Genomic DNA, 7,000 nt, shown 5'->3' with positions numbered 1-7,000 from the left:
GCTCGGGCTCCATGACGCGGGCGGTGAACCACTGCTCCAGGACCTTCGCTACGACCGCGACGAGGAGGCCCTCCACCTGGACGAGGGCCGCATCTCCCCCGTGCCGCCGCAGGCCTGGGACTTCGAAGTGGCCGGCGCGAAGGTCCTGGAGCAGTGGTTCACCGCCCGCGTCATGGAGCCCGAGCCGGGCACCCTGGCGGCGATCCGCCCGGCGACCTGGCCGCAGGCGTGGACATCGGAACTGCTGGAACTGATCACGGTCCTGGCCCTGCTGGCGGAACTCCGGCCGCAGCAGGACGAGTTGACGGTGAAGACCCCGATCACGGCAACGGAGCTGCGCGAGGCAGGCGTACTTCCGGCCCCGGAGTCGGCACGCCGCCCGGCATCGGTCCTGGACCACCACGAGGAAGGCCCGGAGGGCCAGTTCGCATTGCTCTGACCAGGTTCAGGGGCGCGGCCCTTCCCGCGGAGCGCTAACGCAGGTCGGGGTCGAAGGCGTCCAGCACCCGTTCGAGCGCCCGCCTGAACACCGCCTCCAGATCGATCGGCCCGCTGTCCTCCATGAAGGCCGCGGCCAGTCGCGGATAGGCGCCGGTGGCCACCTGACCGCCCAGGTAGGCGATACGGACCGCGTTCTCCTCCTCCTCGGACCAGGGCATGGCACGGGTGCGCTCGGCGGTGGCGATCTCGTTGGCGGTGTACGTCGTCACCACGCCGTTGAGCAGCGCGACCAGCTCCATCTTCACGCCGTACCGAACGTCTAGCGGTTCGAGACAGGCCAGGCAGTGCTCCAGATAGCGCAGGGTGTTGGGGCTGAAGCCGTACACCCCTGACATCAGCCGCGGCACCCAGGTGTGGCGGTACATGATCGCCCGGGTCTCCTGCGCGTTGCGGATCATGTCGGCGCGCCAGTCGCCCGAGGGCTCGCGGATGTCGTGCTCGGCACCCACCGCGTCGATCATCAGCTCGTGCAGGTCCTCCTTACGGGGGACGTAGTTGTACAGCGACATCGTCCCGCAGCCCAGCTCGGCCGCGACATGCCGCATGGACACGGCATCCAGCCCACCGGCGTCGGCGATCCGTACCGCCGCGGCCGCGATGTCCGCCCGCGTGAACGCGGGCCTGGGGCCACGCCCGGTCCGCTCGGGACGCGCCCAGATCACTTGGGGTTCGGCCGCCTTGCCCGCCATCGATCATCACCTCGACCACCATCCTAGTTACGTACACCGTACGTAGTGCGCTATGGTCGACCCATGACTTCTACGTACGCTGTACTTAGTGAAGGTCTGGAGAAGCGATTCGGCGAGGTCCACGCCCTGCGCGGACTCGATCTGGCCGTCGCGCAGGGCACCGTGTGCGGCCTCCTCGGCCCGAACGGCGCGGGCAAGACGACGGCCGTACGGCTCCTCACCACGCTCCTGCGACCGGACGGCGGCTCGGCCCGGGTCGCCGGGCACGATCTGCTCCGGGACCCGGCGGCCGTGCGCCGCAGCATCGGCGTCACCGGCCAGTACGCCTCGGTCGACGGCGACCTGACCGGCCGCGAGAACCTCCGGCTGTTCGCCCGGCTGCACCGGGTGCGCGGGCCGGCCGAGCGGGCCGACGAGCTCCTGGACCGCTTCGGACTGGCCGAGGCGGCCGACCGGCCGGCGTCCACGTACTCGGGCGGGATGCGCCGCCGCCTCGACCTCGCGGCGAGCCTCGTCCGCCGCCCCGACGTGCTGTTCCTGGACGAGCCCACGACCGGCCTCGACCCGGCCAGCCGCAACCGGATCTGGGACGCCGTACGCGAGCTGACCGCCGACGGCACGACGGTGCTGCTGACCACGCAGTATCTGGAGGAGGCCGACCAACTGGCCGACGACATCGCCCTGGTGGACCGGGGCCGGGTCGCGCACAGGGGCTCGCCCGCCCAGTTCAAGGCGTCGATCGGCGCACACGTCGAGGTCGTCGTCACCGAGGCGGACGTCATGGTGAAGGCGGCGGCCGTGCTGGATCAACTCACGGGCGCCGAGCCGTCGTTCGACCACGAACGGCGCGCCGTCGCCGCGGTCACCCGGGACGCCACACTCACCCTGCCCCGTCTGGTGCGCGAACTCGACGCGGCGGGCGTGCCGTTGCTCGACGCGAGCCTCAAACCACCGACTCTCGACGATGTCTTCCTGCTACTCACCGAGGAGCGTGCGGCATGAGCACCCTGGCCTACGACGGCGGCGCGATGCTGGGCCGCCAGCTGCGGCGGATCCGCAACAACCCCGGGCTGCTGATCCTGACCCAGACCATGCCGATCACCATGCTGCTGTTCTTCGGCTACGTCTTCGGCAGTGCGCTCGCGATGCCCGGGGAGGAGTACCGGTCCTTCCTGGTGCCGGGGCTCCTGGTGGCGACCGCGGCCAACGGGATCATGACGGGGATGTTCCAGGCCGCCCAGGACACCCACCGCGGTGTGATGGACCGCCTGAGGACGCTGCCGATGAGCCGGGCCGCCGTACCGCTCGGGCAGGCGGCCGCGGACCTGATAGTGACGGCCGCCGGGACGGTGCCGTTCCTGCTGGTCGGGCTCGCGGTGGGGTGGCGGATCGAGGGGTCCGCGCTCGAAGCGGCGGGGGCCGTGGGGCTGTTGCTGCTGTTCCGGTTCGCGACGACGTGGATCGGGATCTTCCTGGGGCTGCTCACCCGGAACGAGGAGGCCGCCGGCCAGCTCGGCGGGGCGACCTTCATCCTGCCGCTGCTGTCCAATGCCTACATCCCGACCGACGGTCTGCCGGGCTGGCTGCGCACCGTGGCCGAGTGGAATCCGATCAGCGCGGTCACCACGGCGCTGCGGGACCTCTTCGGCAACGCTCCGGTGCCGGACGGCGCCGCCTGGCCGGTCGCCCATCCTGTCGCCGGGTCGCTGGCGTGGTGCGCGGTGCTGATCGCGGTGTTCGCGCCCCTCGCCGTGCGTCGATACGCGCGCGGCGAGGGGTGAGGACGGGAGCTCGGGGGGACCGCCTCGTCAACGTCCGTGCGCGACAGAGGCGTTACGCACGGGACGCGGGCCGGTGAACGGGGCGGGGTGGAGTTGGGGGACATGCCCGCGCTCGGGTAGCTCTCCGGGGCGCCGCTGCGTGCCGTGGGGATGACGGCGGCGACAGCGCTGTACGGCGCCGGGACCGGAGCGAGCTGCCGAGCGCGGGCCTCGTGCGGTCGCGCGAGGAACGCCGGTGCGGCTCAGCGCCCGCCGAACAGCGAACGCCGGAGCCGACGCAGCGGGGCGAAGAGCGAGACGCGACGCACTCGCGCAACCTGGTCGCTGCGCTCGCGAGCGGTGTCACGCGTGGTCAGCTCGCGCATCAGCGAGGTCGCTTCGGCCGCCTCCGTCTGCGGTACGGCGGGACCGCCGAGCACCGACAGATGGCGGTCGAGGCGCGAACTGGTCGCGCTGCTCCCGCAGGTGATCGCAGGGACCCTGGCCCTGCTGCGCATCGTTATCTGATCCATGTCACTCCCCACCCGTACGAGTCCACCCGGCCCGGGCAGGCTAACCCTATCTCCCCGGTGGGGCACTCGTGTATCGCGGTCACAGGATTCACCTTCCCCGTAAGGGTGTTGACGACTCGTCTCTGATTACTCTCCGAATCCAACCGATTTCAGGGCGAGTTGGACAACTGGCTGGCTGGTGGGTTGCGGCGAACCCCCATCCGGCTCGACGGTCACAGCCAGTGACGTCGCCGACTTGACGAGACCGGACGCGACCAAGGGCGTGTCGGCGTCGAAAAGGCCGAGGGAGCGTGGTTGCACATCGGGGCGCATCAGCCAGAGCTGGTGCACCCGGCCGCCGGACAGATCGCCGTATCCGCTCAGAGTGACGACGGCGCGCCCCGCCGATGCGGAGGCGACCACTCCGATCGTCCGGCCCTCGGCGTCCTCGCCGGTGCTCGCCCGGGCGTCGGGGGCCGCCAGAACGTTAGCGATCTCACTCGCCCGCGCCCGCTGGGCGTTCAGCTGATCCTGTGTCCGATTGGCCTGGACGGCGAAGAGGGAGGCGACGACGAGGGCCGCGGCGGCGGTGGCCGTGGCGAACGGCACGAACAAGGGGCGCGTCCTGGGCGCACGGGTGCGCGGCGGCGGCTGGGCGCCCCACACATGCGGCGGCAACTGCGCCGCATGCGCGCGCGCCGACTCCCGCCCGGCGGACTCCTGCGGAGTCGACCGTACGGCGGCCAGGACCCGGTCGCGCATCGCGGCCGGCGGCGCGGCGGCCGTCGACCAGGCGAGGCGTACGGCGTCCTCGGACAGGGCACGTACCTCGGCGGCGCAGATGTCGCAGGTCCTCAGGTGCTTCTCGAAGCGGTGCCGCTCGCCGGGCTCCAGGGCGTCGAGGGCGTAGGGCGCGGCGAGGGAGTGCAGGTCCTCGCGGCGCAGCAGGCGGTCGACGAAGCTCACGCGACACCTCCCAGGCACTTGCGCAGCTGGGTGAGTCCGTCGCGCATGCGGGTCTTGACCGTGCCCAGCGGCAGCGACAGCCGCTCGGCCACTTCACGGTACGTGTAGCCCTCGTAATAGGCGAGGGTGACCGACTGGCGCTGGAGGGCGGTGAGGCGTTCGAGGCAGCGGCGCACCCACTCGCGTTCGAGGCCGGCCTCGACCTCCTCGGCGACATGGTCGAAGGCGGGGTGGTTCGCGCGCAGGGCCTCGCGCTGCTCGCGTTCGCCGGCCGCGCGGGCGCTGCGCACCCGGTCCACGGCGCGTCGGTGGGCGAGGGTGAGGATCCAGGACAGGGCGCTGCCCCGGCCCGGGTCGAACTTCGCCGCGGACCGCCACAGTTCGAGCAGCACCTCCTGCGAGACCTCCTCCGACTGGGCGGGGTCGCGCACCACACGCCGCACGAGCCCGTAGACCGGACCGGAGACCAGTCCGTACAGCTCCTCGAAGGCCTTCTGGTCACCGCCCGCCACGAGCACCAGCAGCTCGTCCGCCTCCAACTCGTCTCCCCCTCCAGCCAGGCCGCATCTCGGCCGCCTTGTCCCACGAGGTATTCGCAACGAACACACCTCCGGATGGGGTTACGGATCATAGAGCCGAAAACGCGGGTCGAGCAGCCGCGAAATTTGTTTTCGAGATCGACCAATCCGGGCCGCCCTCGGCTCCGAATCCCGGTGCGTCAGGCAAGTTGGCACTGAGGACGGACGGCATGACACCTAATTCCAGGAGCGGTGCGGGACGCAAGGGCCTCGCGACCCTCGTATGTGGTGCGCTGGCCGCCGGGGGGCTCGCAGCCGCCGGCGTCGCCGTGCTGGAACCGGGGGCGGCCTCCGCCTCCAGCCACCGCGAGGCCCCGCTGATCTCGGGGACCCCGCAGTACGACAACACGGACGTGTACGCGTTCGTCAGCCCGGACAAGCCGGACACGACGACGATCGTCGCGAACTGGATCCCCTTCGAGGAACCGGCCGGCGGACCGAACTTCTTCCCGTTCGCCGAGGACGCGCAGTACGACATCCACATCGACAACAACGGTGACGCGCAGGGCGAGCTGCTCTACCGCTTCACCTTCGACACGCACGTCAAGAACAAGAAGACGTTCCTGTACAACACGGGTGCCGTCGAGAGTCTGGACGACCCCGACCTCAACATCACGCAGACGTACGACATCGAGCTCATCAAGCTCAAGAACCAGAAGCTCCTGTCGAAGACGAAGATCGCCAACGATGTGCCGGTGGCGCCGTCGAACGTGGGCAAGGCGTCCATGCCGGACTACGCCAAGCTGCGCGACCAGGCCGTGCACGAGCTGCACGGCGGCACGACGACCTTCGCCGGCCAGGCGGACGACCCGTTCTTCCTGGACCTGCGGGTCTTCGACCTCCTCTACGGCGGGAACCTCTCCGAGGTCGGCAACGACACGCTCAAGGGCTACAACGTCAACTCCATAGCCCTGCAGGTGCCGACCCACATGATCGCCGAGTCGGCCGACCAGCCGATCGTCGGCATCTGGTCGACGACCCAGCGGCAGAACGCCAAGGGCTACTACGAGCAGGTCTCGCGCCTGGGCAGCCCGCTGGTCAACGAGGTCGTCAACCCGATCAAGGACAAGGACAAGTTCAACGCGTCCGCGCCCTGGGAGGACGCCCAGTTCCTGAAGAACGTCACCAACCCCGAGCTGCCGAAGCTCATCGAGGCGATCTACAAGATCCCGGCGCCCGACGAGCCGCGCAACGACCTGGTCGACGTCTTCCTCAAGGGCGTCAAGGGCCTCAACCAGCCGCCGCACGTGCGTCCGGCGGAGGAACTGCGCCTCAACACCTCCATCAAGCCGACCGCCGAACCCAAGCGACTCGGTGTCCTCGACGGTGACAACGCGGGCTTCCCGAACGGCCGCCGCCTCACCGACGACGTGATCGACGCCTCCCTCCAGGTCGTCGAGGGTGAACTGCTGGGCGCCAAGAACGACCTGGGCGACGCGGTCGACAAGAACGACAAGGACTTCGAGAAGGCCTTCCCCTACGTCGCCCTGCCGACCGAGGGTTCGCGCGGTCCGCTCGCCAAGGGCACCGAGAGCGGGACCGACGTCCGCAGCCAGATCGGCGACGCGCTCCAGCCCGCCGGCGCCTCCGGCGGCACCGACAACATGGCCCTGATCGCCGGGTCGGCGGGCGCCGGTGCGCTGGGAATCCTGCTGATCGGCGGTGCCCTGATGTGGTGGCGCCGGATGCGGGACCGGGCGTACTAGGAACCGCCCACTGACTGGCGCGGCCCGCGAAGTACTCATCCCCCACGGCGCGGGCCGCGCCGCAGCACGCGACCACGAACGTTGCTGGACAGCCGATCGAGGAGAGGGCATGGCCCCGGGTACGAACGACAGCGCGCCGGACAACGAGGAGAACCGGGGTGACCTCTCAACGCCGGCCGGCATCAGCCGGCCCGTCCGGCGTTTGAGGACGAGGCCGTTCAGGCCGATGGGGGTCCAGGGGGCGCAGCCCCCTGGCGGGGTCGAAGGGGCAGAGCCCCTGGAGGAGGG

At 70.4% G+C, this 7,000-nt stretch carries 8 protein-coding genes; 4 read left to right on the top strand and 4 right to left on the bottom strand.

Annotated features, from left to right (window positions below):
- The coding region (locus EAO75_RS23010; protein ID WP_315987268.1) for a type ISP restriction/modification enzyme at positions 1-439 on the top strand (439 nt) is incomplete at its 5' end.
- Positions 440-473: 34 nt separating this feature from the next.
- Here EAO75_RS23010 and EAO75_RS23005 read toward each other — a convergent pair.
- Positions 474-1,190 (bottom strand): TetR/AcrR family transcriptional regulator C-terminal domain-containing protein, encoded by a 717-nt coding sequence (locus EAO75_RS23005; RefSeq protein WP_147996943.1) that lies wholly within the window; start codon positions 1,188-1,190, stop codon positions 474-476.
- Between the two features lie 63 nt (positions 1,191-1,253).
- On the opposite strand from EAO75_RS23005, the gene EAO75_RS23000 reads away from it, so the two are divergent.
- The gene (locus EAO75_RS23000) at positions 1,254-2,192 is read left to right on the top strand and encodes an ATP-binding cassette domain-containing protein (RefSeq protein ID WP_147996942.1); all 939 of its coding nucleotides are present in this window, start codon (positions 1,254-1,256) and stop codon (positions 2,190-2,192) included.
- Complete coding sequence (locus EAO75_RS22995) at positions 2,189-2,971, top strand: ABC transporter permease (protein ID WP_147996941.1); 783 nt, start codon at positions 2,189-2,191, stop codon at positions 2,969-2,971. Before EAO75_RS23000 ends, EAO75_RS22995 begins: the two co-directional genes overlap by 4 nt.
- Positions 2,972-3,213: 242 nt before the next feature.
- Here the strand turns inward: EAO75_RS22995 and EAO75_RS22990 are convergent, their stop codons facing one another.
- The 3 genes from EAO75_RS22990 to EAO75_RS22980 form a co-directional block, all read right to left on the bottom strand.
- Complete coding sequence (locus tag EAO75_RS22990; protein WP_147996940.1) at positions 3,214-3,483, bottom strand: hypothetical protein; 270 nt, start codon at positions 3,481-3,483, stop codon at positions 3,214-3,216.
- A gap of 126 nt (positions 3,484-3,609) precedes the next feature.
- Entirely contained in the window at positions 3,610-4,428 is an 819-nt protein-coding gene (locus EAO75_RS22985; protein WP_147996939.1) for an anti-sigma factor domain-containing protein, read from the bottom strand.
- On the bottom strand, positions 4,425-4,967 hold the full coding sequence (locus EAO75_RS22980) for a sigma-70 family RNA polymerase sigma factor (RefSeq protein WP_147996938.1): 543 nt from the start codon (positions 4,965-4,967) through the stop codon (positions 4,425-4,427). Before EAO75_RS22980 ends, EAO75_RS22985 begins: the two co-directional genes overlap by 4 nt.
- Before the next feature lie 209 nt (positions 4,968-5,176).
- Here EAO75_RS22980 and EAO75_RS22975 point away from each other — a divergent pair, with 209 nt between their 5' ends.
- Positions 5,177-6,712 carry a DUF4331 domain-containing protein gene (locus EAO75_RS22975; RefSeq protein ID WP_147996937.1) on the top strand — a complete coding sequence of 512 codons (1,536 nt, stop codon included), beginning with the start codon at positions 5,177-5,179 and terminating at the stop codon, positions 6,710-6,712.
- Positions 6,713-7,000: the final 288 nt, after the last annotated feature.

This window comes from Streptomyces sp. UW30, from assembly GCF_008042075.1.
Taxonomy (GTDB): Bacteria; Actinomycetota; Actinomycetes; order Streptomycetales; family Streptomycetaceae; genus Streptomyces.
This window is presented reverse-complemented; position numbering and strand designations above follow the sequence as displayed.